Annotated in this window: 15 protein-coding genes; 7 read left to right on the top strand and 8 right to left on the bottom strand. The window is 51.3% G+C overall.

Annotated features, from left to right (window positions below):
- Window positions 1-49: 49 nt before the first annotated feature.
- Together ACPAOP_RS00830 and lpxC are read left to right on the top strand one after the other, a co-directional pair.
- Window positions 50-556, top strand: a complete 507-nt coding sequence (locus ACPAOP_RS00830; protein WP_423708955.1) for a peroxiredoxin — start codon at window positions 50-52, stop codon at window positions 554-556.
- 154 nt (window positions 557-710) lie between these two features.
- Window positions 711-1646 carry a UDP-3-O-acyl-N-acetylglucosamine deacetylase gene (gene lpxC / locus ACPAOP_RS00825; RefSeq protein ID WP_423708954.1) on the top strand — a complete coding sequence of 312 codons (936 nt, stop codon included), beginning with the start codon at window positions 711-713 and terminating at the stop codon, window positions 1644-1646.
- A 204-nt stretch (window positions 1647-1850) separates the two neighbouring features.
- Here lpxC and dxs read toward each other — a convergent pair whose 3' ends face one another.
- The 3 genes from dxs to ACPAOP_RS00810 are packed head-to-tail and all read right to left on the bottom strand — an operon-like array spanning window position 1851 to window position 4891.
- Window positions 1851-3722, bottom strand: coding sequence for a 1-deoxy-D-xylulose-5-phosphate synthase (gene dxs / locus ACPAOP_RS00820; protein ID WP_423708952.1), 1872 nt, complete (start codon window positions 3720-3722; stop codon window positions 1851-1853).
- Window positions 3723-3734: 12 nt separating this feature from the next.
- The gene (locus ACPAOP_RS00815; protein WP_423680816.1) at window positions 3735-4622 is read right to left on the bottom strand and encodes a polyprenyl synthetase family protein; all 888 of its coding nucleotides are present in this window, start codon (window positions 4620-4622) and stop codon (window positions 3735-3737) included.
- The gene (locus tag ACPAOP_RS00810) at window positions 4619-4891 is read right to left on the bottom strand and encodes an exodeoxyribonuclease VII small subunit (RefSeq protein WP_423680817.1); all 273 of its coding nucleotides are present in this window, start codon (window positions 4889-4891) and stop codon (window positions 4619-4621) included. The genes ACPAOP_RS00815 and ACPAOP_RS00810 overlap by 4 nt, the downstream gene beginning before the upstream one ends.
- A 412-nt stretch (window positions 4892-5303) precedes the next feature.
- Here ACPAOP_RS00810 and ACPAOP_RS00805 point away from each other — a divergent pair, with 412 nt between their 5' ends.
- Window positions 5304-7517, top strand: coding sequence for a DUF1631 family protein (locus tag ACPAOP_RS00805; RefSeq protein ID WP_423708951.1), 2214 nt, complete (start codon window positions 5304-5306; stop codon window positions 7515-7517).
- Between the two features lie 56 nt (window positions 7518-7573).
- Here ACPAOP_RS00805 and ACPAOP_RS00800 read toward each other — a convergent pair whose 3' ends face one another.
- Together ACPAOP_RS00800 and ACPAOP_RS00795 are read right to left on the bottom strand one after the other, a co-directional pair.
- Window positions 7574-8545 (bottom strand): lipase secretion chaperone, encoded by a 972-nt coding sequence (locus ACPAOP_RS00800; RefSeq protein WP_423708950.1) that lies wholly within the window; start codon window positions 8543-8545, stop codon window positions 7574-7576.
- A 50-nt stretch (window positions 8546-8595) separates the two neighbouring features.
- Window positions 8596-9528 (bottom strand): lipase family alpha/beta hydrolase, encoded by a 933-nt coding sequence (locus ACPAOP_RS00795; protein WP_423680820.1) that lies wholly within the window; start codon window positions 9526-9528, stop codon window positions 8596-8598.
- A gap of 542 nt (window positions 9529-10070) precedes the next feature.
- On the opposite strand from ACPAOP_RS00795, the gene ACPAOP_RS00790 reads away from it, so the two are divergent.
- The 3 genes from ACPAOP_RS00790 to ACPAOP_RS00780 all read left to right on the top strand — a co-directional run bounded on the left by ACPAOP_RS00790 (window position 10071) and on the right by ACPAOP_RS00780 (window position 13102).
- Entirely contained in the window at window positions 10071-11171 is a 1101-nt protein-coding gene (locus ACPAOP_RS00790) for an aromatic ring-hydroxylating oxygenase subunit alpha (RefSeq protein WP_423680821.1), read from the top strand.
- Window positions 11172-11234: 63 nt separating this feature from the next.
- A complete protein-coding gene (locus tag ACPAOP_RS00785; protein ID WP_423708949.1) occupies window positions 11235-12155 on the top strand; it encodes a DMT family transporter in 921 nt (306 codons plus the stop codon).
- 92 nt (window positions 12156-12247) lie between these two features.
- On the top strand, window positions 12248-13102 hold the full coding sequence (locus ACPAOP_RS00780; RefSeq protein WP_423680824.1) for a sulfurtransferase: 855 nt from the start codon (window positions 12248-12250) through the stop codon (window positions 13100-13102).
- Between the two features lie 84 nt (window positions 13103-13186).
- On the opposite strand, the gene ACPAOP_RS00775 is transcribed toward ACPAOP_RS00780, so the two are convergent.
- Together ACPAOP_RS00775 and ACPAOP_RS00770 are read right to left on the bottom strand one after the other, a co-directional pair.
- Window positions 13187-13888, bottom strand: a complete 702-nt coding sequence (locus tag ACPAOP_RS00775; protein ID WP_423682238.1) for a ZIP family metal transporter — start codon at window positions 13886-13888, stop codon at window positions 13187-13189.
- A gap of 208 nt (window positions 13889-14096) precedes the next feature.
- Entirely contained in the window at window positions 14097-14978 is an 882-nt protein-coding gene (locus ACPAOP_RS00770) for a dienelactone hydrolase family protein (RefSeq protein ID WP_423680825.1), read from the bottom strand.
- Window positions 14979-15319: 341 nt separating this feature from the next.
- Here ACPAOP_RS00770 and ACPAOP_RS00765 point away from each other — a divergent pair, with 341 nt between their 5' ends.
- A complete protein-coding gene (locus tag ACPAOP_RS00765) occupies window positions 15320-17017 on the top strand; it encodes an L-lactate permease (RefSeq protein WP_423710045.1) in 1698 nt (565 codons plus the stop codon).
- Between the two features lie 83 nt (window positions 17018-17100).
- Here the strand turns inward: ACPAOP_RS00765 and ACPAOP_RS00760 are convergent, their stop codons facing one another.
- On the bottom strand, window positions 17101-18522 hold the full coding sequence (locus tag ACPAOP_RS00760) for an MBL fold metallo-hydrolase RNA specificity domain-containing protein (protein ID WP_423708947.1): 1422 nt from the start codon (window positions 18520-18522) through the stop codon (window positions 17101-17103).
- Window positions 18523-18588 lie beyond the last annotated feature (66 nt).

Raw genomic sequence — 18588 nt, 5'->3', positions numbered from 1 at the left:
GGGCTATCGCAAGATAGTGAATGAATTGATTTAAACGAAAGGAATGATGATGAGCATACAAATTGGTGAACATTTACCGGCAGGCAGTCTGGCAGAATTCGTAGAGGTTGCCGGCGAAGGTTGCAGTATTGGTCCGAACACTTTTCAGGTTGCTGACCTGGTCAAAGGAAAAACGATTGCGATTTTTGGTCTGCCAGGTGCTTACACGCCAACTTGTTCGGCACAACATCTTCCCGGCTATATCGCGCACGCTGCAGAGTTGAAAGCCAAAGGCGTTGATGAAATCTGGTGTATCTCCGTCAACGACGCATTTGTCATGGGGGCGTGGGGGCGTGATCAGAAAGCCACCGGCATCGTGCGTATGATGGCCGACGGTAATGCGGCGTTCACGAAAGCCCTGGGTCTGGATGCCGATTTCAGTAAATTTGGTATGGGTGTGCGTTCCCAGCGTTATTCTCTGCTGGCAGTCGATGGCATCGTCAAGCAACTGAACGTGGAAGCTGGCGGCAAATTCGAAGTATCCAACGCTGAAACTCTGTTAGCGCAACTCGCTTAATTTCAGTTTCCCCGGAGAGCAGCGCCGCCATTTTCTGACCGGCGCTGTTTTTTTAGACCAATGTTTTTTAGTGTCAGTTTGCGGTCTATCTGTTTTTGCAACAGCTAATGACGGCGCCGGCACATCGTCTTAGCGTACTCGCTATAATACGCGGATGTTAAAGCAAATCACTATCAAACAAGAAGTCAGAACCATAGGCGTGGGCCTGCATTCGGGCACCAAGGTCGAACTGGTATTGCGTCCGGCACCAGTGGATACCGGCATCGTGTTTACCCGTACGGATCTGACCCCGCCATTAGTTTTCCCAGCCAAAGCAACCGGTGTCGGTGATACCCGTATGGCGTCTACTTTGTCCAACGGTGACGAACGGGTTTCTACGGTAGAACATTTGTTGTCGGCCTGCGCCGGACTTGGTATCGATAATTTGTATATCGATGTCAGCGCTGAAGAAATTCCGATTATGGATGGCTCCGCATCGTCGTTCGTTTACTTGTTGCAGGAAGCCGGGTTGCAACAGCAAGACGCAGCCAAGAAATTTATCCGCGTACTGAAACCCGTGGAAATCCGCGAGGGTAAAGGGGCCGCTGAAAAATGGGCGAGACTGGAGCCATATAACGGTTTCAAACTGCATTTCTTCATTGAATTCAATCACCCCGCTGTGGATGGCACTGTGCAGACCGCCGAGGTCGATTTTGAAAAAGTCTCGTTTGTCAAAGACGTCGCCAGAGCGCGCACTTTCGGTTTCATGCAGGATGTAGAAATGTTGCGCGGCATAGGCCTTGCCCGTGGCGGTTCCATGGAAAATGCGATCGTGATGGACGAATACCGGATACTGAATTCAGATGGCCTGCGTTTCGACGATGAATTTGTGCGCCATAAAATTCTCGATGCCATCGGTGATTTGTATCTGATCGGTCATCCTTTCCTCGCCAGCTACACAGCGCACAAATCCGGCCATGGACTGAATAATCAATTGTTGCGTGCTTTGTTGGCACAACCGGATGCGTACGAAATTGTGACGTTTGATGATGTGCAGAGCGCGCCCGTGAGTTATGCCGGACAAGCCACGCGCGAATGGGTTGCCGCCTGATTTCAGGGGAGTATGTCGTAAAAAACGCTTATTCTCAGCGTAAATAAAGGGGCTTAAAAGATACTGGGGGGAGTATATTTAGGCTCTCAGCGGCTTCTATTTTCCGGTATTGATGTCTTAAGCTTCCATCCTCCGATCTCAATCAGGCAAAAAAATGGCTACCGTGCGGTAGCCATTTTTCGTTGATCGCGCCAGTGCCGGTAATCAGGCTGCTTGCGCTGGTGTTGATGTGGCGCTGAGCTTAAAGCGCTCGCGTATCGCCTGCACGATGCCCTTGCTATCGAGACCGCACTGGCTCAGTAACAATGCCGGATCGCCATGATCGATAAATTTATCCGGCAAACCAAGGATCAGCAAAGGTTTGCAGATGCCAGCTTCTGCCAGCGCTTCGGCAACGGCCGATCCGGCACCGCCCATTTTGCAGCCTTCTTCCACGGTCACCAGAACATCATGCGAGTCAGCAAGAGTTTTCAGTAATTCGACATCAAGCGGCTTGATGAAACGCATATTCGCCACGGTCGCATCCAGAATATCAGCGGCGTGGAGCGACGGTTGCAGCATAGAGCCAAAGGCCAGAATTGCGATCTTGTTGCCCTCGCGTCTGACTTCGCCTTTACCAATAATCAGACTGTTCAATTCAGTCTCAGGTTTGACGCCGATACCGGTGCCGCGCGGGTAGCGAATGGCGGCAGGCCCGGGGTAGTTGTAGCCGGTCGTCAGCATCTGACGACATTCATTTTCATCGGAGGCAGCCATCACGACCATGTTAGGAATGCAGCGCAGATAGGCGATGTCGTAATTGCCTGCGTGGGTGGCGCCGTCTGCGCCAACCAGCCCGGCACGATCCAGCGCGAATGTCACATCCAGATTTTGCAGGGCGACGTCATGGATCAACTGATCGTAAGCGCGTTGCAGGAAGGTCGAGTAAATCGCGACAACAGGTTTCAGACCCTCGCAAGCGAGGCCGGCGGCAAATGTGACGGCATGCTGCTCAGCAATGCCGACATCGTAATAGCGCTTAGGAAATTGCTTTTCAAATTCCACCATGCCTGAGCCTTCACGCATGGCAGGCGTGATTCCTACCAGTTTCTGGTCGCTGGCTGCCATATCGCACAGCCATTGCCCGAAAACCTGGGTATAGGTTTGTTTCGCGGACGTGCTTGGTTTGATGCCTTCGGCAGGATTAAATTTGCCAGGGCCGTGATACAACACAGGATCGGCTTCCGCCAGTTTATATCCCTGACCTTTTTTGGTGACCACATGCAAAAACTGCGGTCCTTTGAGTTGCCGGATATTTTGCAGCGTGGGGATCAGTGATTCGAGATCGTGGCCGTCAATCGGGCCGATGTAATTGAAACCGAATTCTTCAAACATCGTGGCTGGTACCAGCATGCCTTTCGCATGCTCTTCAAAGCGCTTGGCGAGTTCCAGCACGGGTGAAGGCAGTACAGATTTGCCGACGTTGCGCGCTGCTGCGTAAAACTTACCGGACATCAACCTTGCCAGATAACGGTTCAGTGCACCGACCGGAGGCGAGATCGACATGTCGTTGTCATTCAGCACCACCAGCAGGTTGATGTCTTCATGCACCCCGGCATTGTTCAGTGCTTCGAATGCCATCCCTGCCGTCATGGAACCATCACCGATAATGGCGACCGCATGCCGGTCTTCACCTTTCGTGCGGGCGGCCAGTGCCATACCTAATGCCGCAGAAATTGAAGTCGATGAATGCGCAGTGCCAAAGGTATCGTATTCACTTTCATCTCTGCGCGGGAAGCCGGAGATGCCTTCCCACTGACGCAAAGTGTGCATGCGATCACGCCGGCCGGTCAGAATTTTGTGCGGATAAGTCTGATGGCCAACATCCCAGATCAAACGGTCTTCAGGTGTATTAAATACGTAATGTAGCGCCAGTGTCAGCTCTACCGTACCAAGATTGGACGACAGATGCCCGCCGGTTTTGGAAACGGAATCAATCACGTACTGGCGCAATTCATCCGCCAGCGGCGCTAACTGATGGCGCGACAACAGGCGCAGATCGGCAGGGGAGTTAATTTTTTGCAGTAAATTCGTCATAGTAGATGCTTGTTATGCTTGTCGCTGCACGATCAGATCGGCCAGATCCCGGAGCAGTTGTGCTTTTTCACTAAAGGAATCCAGTGCGCTGTGAGCCTCGCGGCAGAGTTGCTGAGCTAATTCCTGCGATGCTGTCAGACCCAGCAGGCTGACATATGTTGGTTTATTGTCCGCGGCGTCTTTACCGGCTGTTTTGCCGAGTGTTGCAGAGTCAGCCGTCGCATCAAGCACGTCATCGACGACCTGGAATGCGAGGCCGATTGCCGCAGCATAGGTGTTGAGCGCAGCAGTTTCTTCCGGATTTAATGTTTTGCCGCAGGATGCACCCAGCAGTACCGAAGCCCGCAGCAAAGCGCCGGTTTTTAAGCGATGCATTTGCTCCAGTTGTTCGCGTGTCAGCGCCAGACCAACGCTGGCGAGATCAATGGCCTGACCACCACACATGCCGACCGAGCCTGAAGCGTGGGCAAGCAGGCGCACCAGTCCGAGTCTGGTTTCTGCACTGGTATTTCCTTCGGACAGAACCAGAAACGCCTGTGCTTGCAGCGCATCGCCGACCAGCAGGGCGGTTGCCTCGTCATATTTCACATGGACGGTTGGTTTGCCACGGCGCAGCGCGTCGTCATCCATGCAGGGCATATCATCATGTACCAGCGAATAGGCGTGAATCATTTCGACTGCGGCGGCAGCGCGATCCAGCGCTTCCTGCGGCGCATCGAATAATTGCCCCGCAGCATAGACCAGTAAAGGGCGAACGCGCTTACCACCATCCAGCGCGGCATAGCGCATGGCTTCGTGCAAATGAGCGGGAACCACGCTGGGCTGAGGAATGAAATCCGACAGGGCCCGCTCGCATTGATCCTGTTTTTGTTGCATCCAGGCACGGAATTGTTGGCTCATGTGAGATCCTCATCTCCATTGTCTGCATGGAAAGATTTCAACATTCCGGCTTCCAATACTTTGACTTGTTGCTCCACTTTATCCAGCTGTGAAGTACAAAATTGAATTAATTCAGCGCCACGTTGATAAGCAATCACTGAGGCTTCCAGAGGCAGATCTCCTGCTTCCATTTTTGCTACCAACCCGGTCAACTCTGCCATTGCCGCTTCGAAAGAGACTGGCGCATTGGCAGGTTCAGGCTGGTTTGCACCAGCGTTTTTTTTAGGCATATCGATATTTAATGACTAGCAGTGCGTGAAATTACGCAAAAAATGAAACTTAACGTTCTATTTTAGAGCAAACAAGTCAAGTTGTAGGTGTTTCTGCTTTTTTGATCCGTTTGTTTGCTTACATTTTGAAATACTTGTTTCAGTTGGGAAACCGGTGTGGATATGTACGGGGATTTATACTGGGCACAGGCAAAAATTGCATTCAAAACATTTCCATGTGGAAAATATGCGTATATAGTGTGCTCCATAGTCTCAATATTGACGGCATATTGCATCCTAAGTTATTGATCTTATTGAAATAATCGAATTTCAACCGTGATGCGTATCATTCTTCGCCGTCTGTTACTGAGCGCTGTAAGCAGGAACTTCATTTTTTACCTGTGTTGCATCCAATAGGATTTTCTTTTCAATCATGAGCGGTCTTCATCCACTACACACAAAAACAGCGACGGGCTCAGCCTCCGCTGAGGATGTGTTGCGTGGACTGATTCCTCTGGCAACCCATCTGGTTGTATCGCAGCTGGATGCTTTTTCGTCCAGGCTTTCCAATGCTTTTCTGGCCTTGTCTGAGCAAAGCATGGATTCGCGGGAAGCCAATCTTAGCTTCAATGCCGGTCAGTTGCTGAAAAAAAATGCCTACGCTTTTTATCATTTATCGTCCGCCGACATAGAGAAGGCGTTCCGCCAGGAAGTCAACGCGCTGATCTCTCCCAAACCGTCCGGAAACAGAGGTAGTGCGGCAACTGATGCAGATCTGAGTCTGATCAGTTACGAGGAAATGGATAAAAAACTGGCTCTCAGCAGAGTCAGTCGCACAATAGAGCTCGACAGTGCAGAGCAATACGCAGCGTTGAACATGCGCTTGTCTCATCTTCTGGGGCGCGAAACATTAAGCATTGCGCAGAATCCTTTCCGTCCGGATATCGTATTGAATGCGTTGTACTCCGCATGGTGCCAGTTTGATCCTGAAGTTGGAACGCATGATCTGGTATTGCCTTTGTTGCGTGCAGATATTCTGTTCGACCTGGAGCCGATTCTGTACGAAATTAATTCTTCGCTTGTGAAGAAAGGAATCCTGCCCGATTTGCATGATTCTTACAAAATCCGCCGGAATAAAAACAAGACGACCAGCCCTGCGAACGAACAGGAAGCTGAGGCCGCCCGTCAGGACAGCAGTCCACAGGAAATAGCTCAAAAGCTGAAACGCTATTTTTCCGGAACGCAACATCAGCAGCAAGCGCCCCGGAATAACGGGAATTACGCGGATTACGCTGGCTTTGCCCCTAATCCGGCTGAGTCCCGTCTGTTTCAGCATCTGGCAGAATTTCAGCAAAATCTGAAGCTGAATCAGATGATGTCCGGCGCAGGCGATTTCATGCGCCTGTCGCAAATGCGTGAGCATGTCGCTGAGATGGCTACTACCGGCGTCGAAAAACACACGCTCGATCTGTTGTCACAGGTGTTTGATAATGTGTTCCGTAATCAGGCCATACCTGCGCCGGTAAAAGAACTGATTTCCGTTCTGCAGGTACCGGTCTTAAAAGCGGCATTAATCGATAAAGAATTTTTCTTCAAAGATCAGCATCCGGCTCGTCGCCTGATTGATCTGTTGTCCCGTTACAGTTTGTCTCTCGATCAGAATAAAGGCGCAGAGGATCCTCTGTTCCAGACGATGAAACGTAACGTCGAACGAGTATCGCAAGAGTTTGATCAGGAAATTGCCTTGTTTGACGAGGTCGTTACCGATCTTGAATCATTCATCGAAAAAGAAGAGCAGGCGCAGGCGCAGGCACTGGAAGCACCGATCAAGAGCGCGATCCGTAAAGAAAAAATCAAGCAGGCGAGCATACATGCGAATCAGGAAGTTGCGATCCGTGTTGGTTCTGGCGAGGTTGTGGCTTTTGTCGAGACTTTTCTTGAAAACCGCTGGATTAAGGTATTGACCCTTGCTTACAGCGTCAGAGATGAAAAGCCGCATGCGGTGCAGGATGCAATCAAAACGATGGATGACCTGATCTGGAGTGTGAAACCAAAATTCACCTTGCAAGACAGGCAGGAATTATTAAATCGTCTGCCGGCGATTCTCGCTCGCCTGAATAAATGGCTGAGCCTGATTAAATGGGAAGATGCTGATCGCGTACAGTTTTTTGCCGAGCTCTCAGAATGCCACGCGTCTATCGTGCGCGCACCGTTAGAATTGTCGCCGGATCGGCAACTCGAGCTGGCCGTTGAAGCAGCGCAGCAGGCGACCGAACGTCGTTTGGAAAAACGAGCTGAAGCGGAGAAAAACGCGGCGCAGGAAGAGTCTGTCCCTGACGATGAGTTTGTTGATCTTGTTCAGCAGCTGGAGCGCGGCATCTGGATAGAGTTTGCCGAGGAAAATGCCCGGATGCTGCGGGTCAGGCTTGCATGGGTCAGTCCTATGCGCAGTCTGTATATTTTTACTGCGAGTGAAAAAGAAAAAAGTTTTTCTGTTTCAGCAAAAAAACTGGAGCAGGCTTTCCGTGAAAAACGTGCCCAGGTTTTGCAGTTAGATAAAGTCGTTGATCGGGCGTTGCAAGAGGCACTCGATACTTTGCCTGCATCGCCTGACGCGCAGATAGAAAGCTGCGAAACCGCAGCCTGATTGATTTTTGGCTCAGATTGCGGTCAGACCAGTTTGACCGGGTTCACCGGACATTTTTATTCATATGCCGCCAGGCGATTTTGTTCCTGAATGCTGAAGTAGCGATCACGTAACTGTTGTAATGCCGTGATTTTTTCAGCCATATTTTTACCTTCATCCCGGCTTAGCAATTGTCTTTTTTGTTCAAGATAGTTTGCTATCCGGGTTTTCCATTCTGCCTCTTCTCTGTCGAGATCAGCCAGCCTGTTGGCTGCTTCGGGACTGACAGCAGCGGCCCGCATCCTGTAAATATCGTCTTCACTTGCGCCGCTGGCACGTAATTGCTGTGCCTGTTCTTCGAGCCGTATGATCTGATAGGGGGCATTTTTCGCTTCGCGTAACTCAGGCGACATTGCGGCATCGAGAGCCTGTAGTTTTTCCTGCTTTTGTTTGTCACTGTAAGCGGTGTTCTGACTAATCTCTAACCGCGCCAGTGCATCCATATCATAAGCATCGTCAAATCCGAACAGTGCCTGACTGTCTTGGGCACTAAAAAATTGTAAACGTAACTTCTGCATACTCTGCCAGCGCTTTTGCATGGCTGAAATCATATTGTTGCTGGTGTTGATCGCAGGAGTCGTCGCTGATGCTCCGCTATTTTTTTCCACCTCCAGTAACGCCTGCTTGTATCCAAGATACCGGGTCAGTAATTCCTTTGCCTGTGCTGCTGCCTGTGACTTAAGTTTTTGGTCCAGCGCTTTTTCAATTTCACGTTTGATTTCCGGGATACTTTTTTCGCCTACCGCCGCCAGATAATAATCAAACATCAGTCGCAATTCAGCGTTGACGACCAGATTGCCATCGTCGGACTGCTTTGCCTGCCCATCGACGCTGGTGCCTTCCATCGAGCGTACGAATGAAAACATACGGTCCTGTGGCGTCAGCCTGACGGCCGGTTCTTCACGGCCGCCTTGTTTTGGCAGAAGGGAAAAAGAGACGACGATCAGGCTGATCGTCGCTGCCAGAAAAGTCAGATTTTTTGTTTTCATAAAATCCCGATCCGGTAAATTCAGAAAATCCTCGGTGCCGTTGTTTCTGCTTACAAGCCGCTATTTTTCAGACGATTTGCATGCTGCCGGTATATCGTCACCGGATTCGTTTCAAAAATATTGACCAGGCCTATGGTCTGATTCACTTCGTCAAGATGATTCATCGCGTAGTCATCGCGAATAACCTTACCGAGATGGGAGGAACAACTGCTGACCAGTCCGTCGTTTTTGCTGCCGCCAAAGGCCAGCGAGGTCAGTGAGAGGGCCGGATCAACGACATCAAGAACATTGGTATATGGTTTTGCTCCACTCCACGAGTAGTAAGCAACGTTGTTGACGTTATATGCACCTTCACCGCAAGCAGTGGTCGGTACTCCTTGCGGATGTTTGCTGTTGAATTTGAGTGAACCAGCGGTGCTGAGGGAGTTTGCCGCTGCCAGCGCATCTTGCGATAAATTTGGCTGGCCCGATAGGAAACTGATGATTGTTGCCAGTCCGTTAGTTACCGAGACAAGCACGCTGTTGGTGATGGAACCCGGCGGCGCGATGCCCAGAATGATATCTGCCACCGCGGAGCCCCGGTTCACACCTCCGACTGAGGTGACCGAGGCAACCAGATCTGGCCTGACCGAGGCCACATAGCGTATCGTTGGTCCGCCGTGGCTGTGACCGATCAGATTCACTTTGCTGGCACCGGTGACTGCAAGAATCTGCTTAACCTGCGTCAGCAATTGTTCACCACGGACTTCTGTGCTGTTGGCCGCTGCAACTTGCGTGACATACACGCGTGCGCCGTCTGAGCGTAGTGCCGATGGAATACCGTACCAGTAGTCAACCGGGCCGATGTTGTCAAACCCGAATAAACCGTGGACTAACACAATGGGATATTTTGTCTCCGTATACCCTGCTGCCCATGTCTGGGCTGGCAGGGTGCAGATGGCAAACAGAATAGCCATCAGCTTTGTTATCAGTATTTTTTTCATGTTGATTCTTTCGAATAAGTTAATTCAAACGAAACCGGATGGGGGCATGTTTGCGCTGAACTTCTCCGAGTTCTGGTCAAATCAGCCAGATTCAGGCTAATTGCAGGTAAGCATGAAGACAAGCTGCTATGCAGCATAAAAGTTGGCCTGAGTTCATAGAAATGAGAATTTCCACTAGATATTTGCACTTGCAGCAAATTTTCTTCAGAGTGGAATAACCCTGGCCGCAGCTTTCTTAACGAAATAAAACGATAAAATTAGACTATCGCATCTAAAAAACAGCAGTGTTGTTTGTTTGCTTATGTGGCTGGTCTGCAATCGAACCTGGGCCGGATAATTTAATTATTTGATTTTTCTCAGGAAATGACTGCTCAGGGGGCGAATCTGCGGCGATTCAGGTATAATCCGCGGTTCTGTCCAAAATTTCCTCTTCAAGTCGTTTGATCGTTTGAACTTTCGCCTGGATTGAAAACCCATGCGAAAACAGGTTTTTGTGGATTCTTTCTCTCTTAGGTTGGTGCAAATTAATTTGGGGGGTGGGGATGTCCGATCTGGCTTCTTTGTCTAAACTCGCGCGTTCTGACGCGCAACTTCCGGTGCATGTCTATTTTGATGAAACGCTGTTGCAGCGTGAAATCAAGGACTTGTTCCAGTCTGGTCCTCGTTATGTCGGTCACGAGTTGATGGTGCCGAATATCGGTGACTTTGCAACTTTAGCGTCCGAGAATGAAGGACGTATGCTGGTCCGCAGCGCTCAGGGTATCGAGCTGATGTCTAACGTCTGTCGTCATCGTCAGGCGCTGATGTTTAATGGGCGCGGCAATGCTAATAACATCGTTTGTCCGCTGCATCGCTGGACCTACGATCTTAAAGGTGAACTGATAGGTGCACCGCATTTTTCAGATACGCCTTGCATGAATCTGAAACGCACCCCATTGCAGAACTGGAATGGTTTGCTGTTTGAGCAAAATGGTTACAACGTCATGGAGCGCATGGCGCAGCTCAGCGTTACCAAAGATCTCGACTTTACCGGCTATATGCTGGATCACGTTGAGGTTCACGAATGCGATTACAACTGGAAGACGTTCATCGAAGTCTATCTGGAAGATTATCACGTCGAACCATTTCATCCTGGCCTGGGTAGCTTCGTCACTTGTGACGATCTGCGCTGGGAATTCGGCGAAGATTACAGTGTGCAGACTGTCGGTGTGAACAGTGGTTTGCTGAAATCCGGTTCCGAGAAATACAAAGTCTGGCAAGAGCAGGTGCTGAAGTACCGCAACGGCGAACCGCCGAAGTACGGCGCAATCTGGCTGACCTTGTATCCGAATATCATGGTCGAATGGTATCCGCATGTGCTGGTCGTTTCCACGCTGTGGCCGACTGCCACCGGCAAGACCAGAAATGTTGTCGAGTTTTACTATCCGGAAGAAATCGTTTTATTCGAGCGTGAATTCATCGAAGCTGAACGCGCGGCATACATGGAGACATGTATTGAAGACGATGAGATCGGCGTGCGTATGGATGCCGGTCGTAAAATTTTACTGGATCGCGGCGAGAATGAAGTCGGACCTTACCAGTCACCGATGGAAGACGGTATGCAGCACTTTCATGAGTGGTACCGGAAAAAAATAGCAATCTGAGACAGCTCAGGGGTATGAAGAGGGGAGGCGCTTGCCTCCCCTGTTTTTTGGAGTCAGGTTTTTATGCAGTCTTTGTGGATGTTAGTTGCCAGTTTTTTGTTTTCCATCATGGGTGTTTGTGTGAAGCTGGCATCAAGCGATTATTCGACATCCGAACTCGTCGCGTATCGCGGCCTGATCGGTATGCTGATGATCGTAATATTGGTCAGACTGCAGGGCGGAACTTTAAAGACTCGCATGCCGTATGAGCATCTGATACGTGGTACGGTGGGTGTACTGGCGCTGTGGTTATGGTTTTACTCTATCGGTCAGCTGCCATTGGCGATGGCGGTTACCCTGAATTACATGTCTCCGATATGGATAGCGGCGCTGATGCTGATCGGCGCCTGGTGGTACAGACGACGTGGTCTTGCATGGCAGCCCGTCGCAGCGATCTTGCTGGGATTTATCGGGGTTGTCTTGTTGTTGCGTCCCAGTATGCATGCGGATCAGGTGATCGGTATCGTCGTCGGTTTAGTGTCCGGTATGCTGGCCGCATGGGCGTACATGCAAGTCAGAAAAATGGGTCTGATGGGGGAGCCTGAGTACCGCGTGGTATTTTATTTTTCGATGACCTGTGCGGTGGCCGGCTTGCTAGGCACGTTGATTATGAAATCCGGACAAGCCGCCGCGCAAGAAATCGTCTGGCATCCTCCGGATAGCCGTGGCATGCTGCTGATCATGGCAATCGGTATTACCGCTGCGTCTGCACAGATGGCGATGACCCGTGCCTACCGCCTCGGTAACACGCTGGTGACTGCAAATCTGCAATATGCTGGCATCGTGTTTTCCAGTCTGTGGGACGTGCTTTTTTGGGATGAAAGCCTGGCATGGTTAAGCTGGGCGGGCATAGGCGTGATTTTGTGCAGCGGCATCATTGCCACTTTTTATAATGCCAGAGCAAACCAGTCATCTGTCCGCAATGATGCGATTGGCCAGGAATAAAATACAGATGAATAAACAGAACTCATACAAAACCCATCCCTGTTGATGACATGAGTTCTGATGATCCGCGATATATTTTTCAGGAGAAGAAGATGTACACCACCTTGATCAGCACAGCAGACCTTGCCAGTCGGCTCAGCGGTGACGCAAACCGCAACTGGATTGTGCTGGATTGCCGCCATGATCTGATGAATCCGGATGCCGGGCAGGCAGCATATGACGCGGGGCATTTGCCCGGTGCACAGTTTGTCCATCTCGATCAGCGTTTATCCGCACCTAAATTATCTGCCGATGGTGTGTTCCGCGGTCGTCACCCGCTGCCGGAAAAAGAGGTGTTTATTCAGACCTTACGGGATCTGGGCATTAATCATGACAGTCAGGTTATCGCTTACGACGCACAGGGCGGGATGTTTGCGGCACGTTTATGGTGGATGTTGCGCTGGGTCGGACACGCGGCAGTGGCGGTGCTCGATGGTGGCTTTCCGTTGTGGACAGCACAGCAATTGCCGGTGACAACAGCGCTGCCTGCTGTACGTCAGGGCAATATCCTCATTCAGCCTTCTTTAGTCGGGCAAGTGAATGTTGAGCAAGTATTGGCAAATATCGACACCCGGGAATGCACACTGGTTGATGCCCGTGCAGCCGATCGTTTCCGCGGTGAAAATGAAACCATAGATCCGGTCGGCGGACATATTCCCGGCGCGCTGAATCGCTTTTTCAAAGACAACTTACAAGCGGATGGTCGTTTTAAAACAGCCTCAGAGTTACATGCAGAATGGCGGGCGATACTGCCTGACCCCGCCAAAGCAATTATGCAGTGCGGTTCCGGTGTCACGGCTTGCCATAATCTGCTGGCGCTGGAAGTGGCAGGTTTGCCGGGCGCTGCATTGTATCCGGGCTCCTGGAGTGAATGGTGCGCTGATACTGCACGTCCGGTCACCCGCTAATATTTGTGCTGTTTTGTTGAAGCGATAAAAAGAGGAGTCCTTATAAGCTCCTTATTTAAGCGCCTTTTTTAAATGGCTGTTCGCTCAGTGATGGCGCGTGACAAACAGCACCAGTAAGATTCCTGCGGTCACCAGAATCACCTGGATAATCGTTTCCCGCAGCGTTGCGCGGCGCTGCATTTGCGGCATCAGATCGCTGACGGCAATATAAATGAAGCCGGACGAAGCCATCACCAGGACATACGGAATCAGGTTGCTGGCACTTTCGAGCGTGAAGTAACCGATCACCCCGCCCAGCACTCCCATCATGCTGCAGGCGAGGTTATACATATAAGCACGCATGCGGCTGAATCCGGCATTCAGCAGCACGATGAAGTCGCCGATTTCCTGCGGAATTTCATGCGCAATAATGGCAAATGCCGTGACGAAACCCAATTCAGGATTGGCCAAAAATGCTGCTGCGATCAGGATACCGTCAGTGAAATTATGCATGCCGTCGCCGACCAGTATCATCCAGCCGGCTTTGCCTGCTTCATGCGCATCATGGCCGTGTTCGTGATGATGTCCATCGCCCTCGTGATGATGCGAGTGACGTAAAACAGCAAATTTTTCCAGCAGAAAAAATCCCAGTAAGCCCGCCAGCAAACAGGCGAATAAAGAACGCGTATCGGCTTGTGATTCAAAGGCTTCCGGTAGTGCGTGTAGCAAGGATGTCGATAACATAATGCCGACAGACAGACTGACCATGCGCTCGACCATTTTGGTCAGCAGTGAAAATGAAAATATGGCAGCGGCAGAAATGCTCAATACCCCGGCGATTGCGGTGGTAAAGAGGATGGATAACAGCGTGGAGTGAATTTTGAGCCTCGGGGATAATTTGCAACCAGGTTGCAAATTAAAGCACAGGCGGACAATTTACGCAAATGGACGCTGGCTTTTACGGGTTGCATCCATGGCGATCAACACCATTGCAACCCGTCGTTTTTGCGGGAAATCAGGCGACGCCGTTCGCTTTCATCCAGGCGACGCAACGGTTCCAGCCGTCTTTCGCATCGGCTTCTACATAGCTGGCACGATAATCGGCATGGAAAGCGTGACCGGAATTTTCATAGATGTTGAATGCCGAGTGACTGTGACCTTGCGCCAGCGCCGCCTCCATTTTCCTGACTGATTCGACGCTGATGCCCGTGTCTTTCGCACCGTACAAACCGAGTACCGGTGTTTTCAGGCTGGCAGCGATATCCATCGGGTGCTTGGGCGTGAGTGCGCTGGCGTCACCGCTCAGGCGACCATACCAGGCGACGCCCGCTTTGACGGCAGGGTTATGCGCCGCATACATCCAGGTGATGCGCCCGCCCCAGCAAAAACCGGTAATACCCAGGCGTTGCAAATCGCCGCCATTCTTGCCCGCCCACGCAACGACTGCATCCAGATCGCTCATGACTTGTGCATCCGGTACTTTGGAAATGACTTCCTTCATCAGTTCTGCAATCGATGCATATTTACTGGCATCACCCTGGCGGATAAAGAGTTCCGGTGCCAGTGCCAGATAACCCAGTTTCGCAAAGCGGCGCGCTACATCTGCAATATGCTCATGCACGCCGAATATTTCCGAGATCACCAGTATCACAGGCAGATTAGTTTTACCTTCCGGCTGTGCATAGTAGAGCGGTACTTTTTGCCCTTGTATATCGAGCGACATCACGCCTGCGTTCAAGCCTTTGGTATCGGTTTTAATCACGCTCTGCGCAAAGACGGGCAGTGTTGCCGCGGCGAAGCCGACGCCGACTGCTGTCTGAATAAAATTTCTGCGATTGATGCCTTTATCAATATCCGTATGCCCGATCATGCTGCGGCAATCTTTTTCAAGTTGCATAGTCTTCTCCGTAAGGTTAGGGGCGTGGCTGCCGCAAACGGGATGGCAGCACCCGAAAACATATTAACCTGAAAAGAAAAATTATTCTGACACTGCCCTGGCTGCACGCACATGGCCACATCTCAGGAAAAAAGAGACCTCTTTGCGGCAAAAAATGCAGTATGAATTGATCAGACTTTTAACTAAAGAGAAATTCTGTTTTAAGGAAAGTATCGAATTATTCAACGATAGTTGAAAATCATTTCATGTGTGCAGTGCGGAAACTGCGCAGCTTCCTGTCGTACTATCGCCGCCATAGCGCCCTGATGGGTGCACATGCTTTTAAAACAATGGAGATAGAAATGGTCTGGAGTCAGGTTTACGACCCGCTAGGCAATATATGGTTATCCGCCCTCATGGCGGCGATACCCGTGGTTGTGATGCTGGGATGTATTGCATTTGGTCATATGAAGGCGCATTACGCTGCTGGTCTTGGTTTGGCGAGCGCATTGGCCGTGTCGATTTTTGGCTTCGGCATGCCTGCCGGTCTGGCATGGAATGCCGCCGGATTTGGTGCAGCATTTGGCCTGCTGCCCATTGGCTGGATTGTGTTGAATATTATTTTCCTACACCAGCTGACCATAGAAAACGGTTCATTTTCTGTATTGCAGGATAGCCTGACCGGCATCACCGATGATCGCCGTATACAGTTATTGCTGATCGCCTTCTGTTTCGGCGCTTTCTTTGAAGGTGCTGCCGGCTTTGGTACACCAGTTGCTGTGACAGCAGCGATCATGATCGGTCTGGGATTTTCTCCTTTGGCGGCATCAGGTCTGTGTCTGATCGCCAATACTGCGCCAGTGGCGTATGGTGCGCTCGGCACGCCTGTGATTGCGCTGGCGGCGGTGACTGGTATCGATCTGATGCAGTTGTCCGGCATGATCGGTCGCCAGTTACCCTTATTTTCTTTGCTGGTGCCGTTCTGGTTGATCTGGGCGTTTGCCGGTTTTCGAGGCATGCTGCAAATCTGGCCAGCGATTCTGGTTGCCGGTCTGAGCTTCGCGATTCCGCAATATCTGGTGTCGAACTTCCATGGCCCGTGGCTGGTGGACGTGGTCGCGGCGATTGTGTCTATGGTCAGCCTGATCCTGTTCCTGAAAGTCTGGAAACCGAAAAAAATCTGGACGTCGACTTCTCTCAAAGGTCATGAAACCGATTCCGGCGAACCGGATCTGGAAAGTGAAAAACCGCATGGTCATGAAGCCGATGCCGCAGCAGCGATTTTCAAAAAGCACGATAGCCGTGCGCTGGTGCTGGCATGGATGCCGTGGGTGATCTTAACGGCGTTAGTGTTTATCTGGGGCATACCTGAATTCAAAAAATGGGTCGATGGTATTTCTGTGTTCAAGATTCCATTTACCGGTTTGCATAACATGGTGGAGAAGGTTGCCCCTGTCGTCGCCAAGCCGCATAAAGAAGCGGCGGTGTACACGCTGAACTGGCTGTCGGCCACGGGTTCCGGGATTTTCCTCGCTTCCGTCATCAGCGGCTTGCTGATGAAATACAAGCTGATTGATCTGGTCAAAATTTATTTCCGCACGATCTGGCTGGTACGTTATTCGTTGCTGACCATTGTGCTGATGCTGGCGCTGGGTTATCTGACACGCTATTCCGGTACCGATGCTACGCTGGGTCTGGTGTTTGCGCATACCGGTGCTTTCTATCCTATCTTCGGCACCTTGCTCGGCTGGCTGGGCGTGGCGCTGACGGGTTCGGATACTGCAGCTAATGTGCTGTTCGGCGGCCTGCAAAAAACTACGGCAGAGCAACTCGGTTTAAGCCCTGTGCTGATGGCGGCTGCCAACAGCTCGGGCGGCGTGATGGGCAAGATGGTCGATGCGCAGAGTATCGTGGTCGCCAGTACCGCCACACGCTGGTATGGACATGAAGGTACGATTCTGCGCTTCGTGTTTTTCCACAGTCTGGCGCTGGCGGTGCTGGTTGGCTTCTTCGTGTTCATGCAAGCTTACGTTGCGCCATTCACATCATTAGTTCATTAAAAACGCGACACAAACGACAGGGGCAATTTCCCCTGTCGTATCAAAAATCCATGCCACAGCACGCTGTGTCAGGGATTTTTTTTTCAGTGCTTCGCTGTTTTCTTAGGATGGCAATACGGCGTCAGATCAATGCTGTCTGCCGTCTGCGGCAGGCTGACGGCACCTGCTGGCAGCAAGCGCGCAAAACTGCGCATGACTTCTTCTTCACCATGTACCAGAAACGTATGTGCGGCATGCGTATGCTGATGCCAGGCCAGTAATTCATCGCGGTCGGCATGCGCTGAAAAACCGTTGATGGTATGTATGCCAGCTCTGACTGCGATCTCTTCACCAAGCACACGCACTGTACGCGCACCGTCGATAATTTCCCGTGCCAGCGTTCCTTTCGCCGCAAACCCGACGAACACGATGCTGGCGTTTTGTCGCCATAAATGATGTTTCAGATGATGCTGGATACGGCCGCCGGTACACATGCCTGCACCTGCCATAATGACCGCGCCGCCGGAAAAACGGTTTATCGCCATACTGTCCGCCACATCCCGCGTGAAATGCAGACCGGGCAAATCAAACGGATCATGCTCATTGCTGAACATCGCTGCCGTTTCGGCGTCATAACAACCGGTATGCTGACGGAAAATTTCCGTCGCTGAGATCGCCATCGGTGAATCCAGAAACACCTGCATGGAACGCGGTAAGCGATGCTGCTGCACGCCTTCACGGAGGTAATACAGCAACTCTTGCGCACGTTCCAGCGCAAAGGTCGGAATCACGACATTGCCGCCGTGCCGGAAGGTGTCGGTAATCACCTGATACAGCTCTTCTATCGACAGATCCAGCGGTTTGTGCAGACGATCGCCATACGTGGTTTCCATCACCACCACATCTGCTTTCGGCGGCGTCGTCGGGTTGCGCAGCAGCTTTCTGCCGTTGCTGCCGATATCGCCGGAAAAAACGACGCGACATTTTTTGCCATCTTCCGTCAGATTCAGCACGACGGAGGACGAGCCCAGAATATGGCCGGCATCGATAAACGTCGCGGTGATGCCGGGCGCGATCAGCAGCTCCTGATCGTAATGCACAGTCTGGTTAAAGTGATCCAGCATATGCAACACATCATGCGTGTTGTACAGCGCTTCGGTGCGCTTATCTTCACCGCGCCGCGCGCTTTTCTTGTTCTGATATTCCGCTTCCGATTCCTGCAGATGCGCAGAATCGAGCAACACGATGCGCGCCAGATCGCGGGTCGCAGCGGTGGCAATGATGTTGCCACGGAATCCGCGTCGCACCAGCAATGGCAGACGACCGCAATGATCCAGATGCGCATGCGTCAGCAACACATAGTCGATTGACGCTGCATCGAAGCCGAAGGCATCGGCATTTTCTTCATTCAGATTACGGCTGCCCTGATACATGCCGCAGTCAATCAGTATGCGCACGCCATCGCATTCCAGCAGATGGCAGGAACCGGTCACACCGAGATCGGCACCATGAAATGAAAGTTTCAATTGAATTTCCTCACTGAATAATCAGGGCATCGCGCTTACCGCTGCGCCGCCCGAGGTATCAAGTAT

The sequence above is a fragment of the Undibacterium sp. WLX3042 genome (genome assembly GCF_049544825.1).
Lineage (GTDB): Bacteria > Pseudomonadota > Gammaproteobacteria > Burkholderiales > Burkholderiaceae_D > Undibacterium.
The sequence above is the reverse complement of the archived record's forward strand: the minus strand, read 5'-3'. Positions and strand labels throughout refer to the sequence as shown.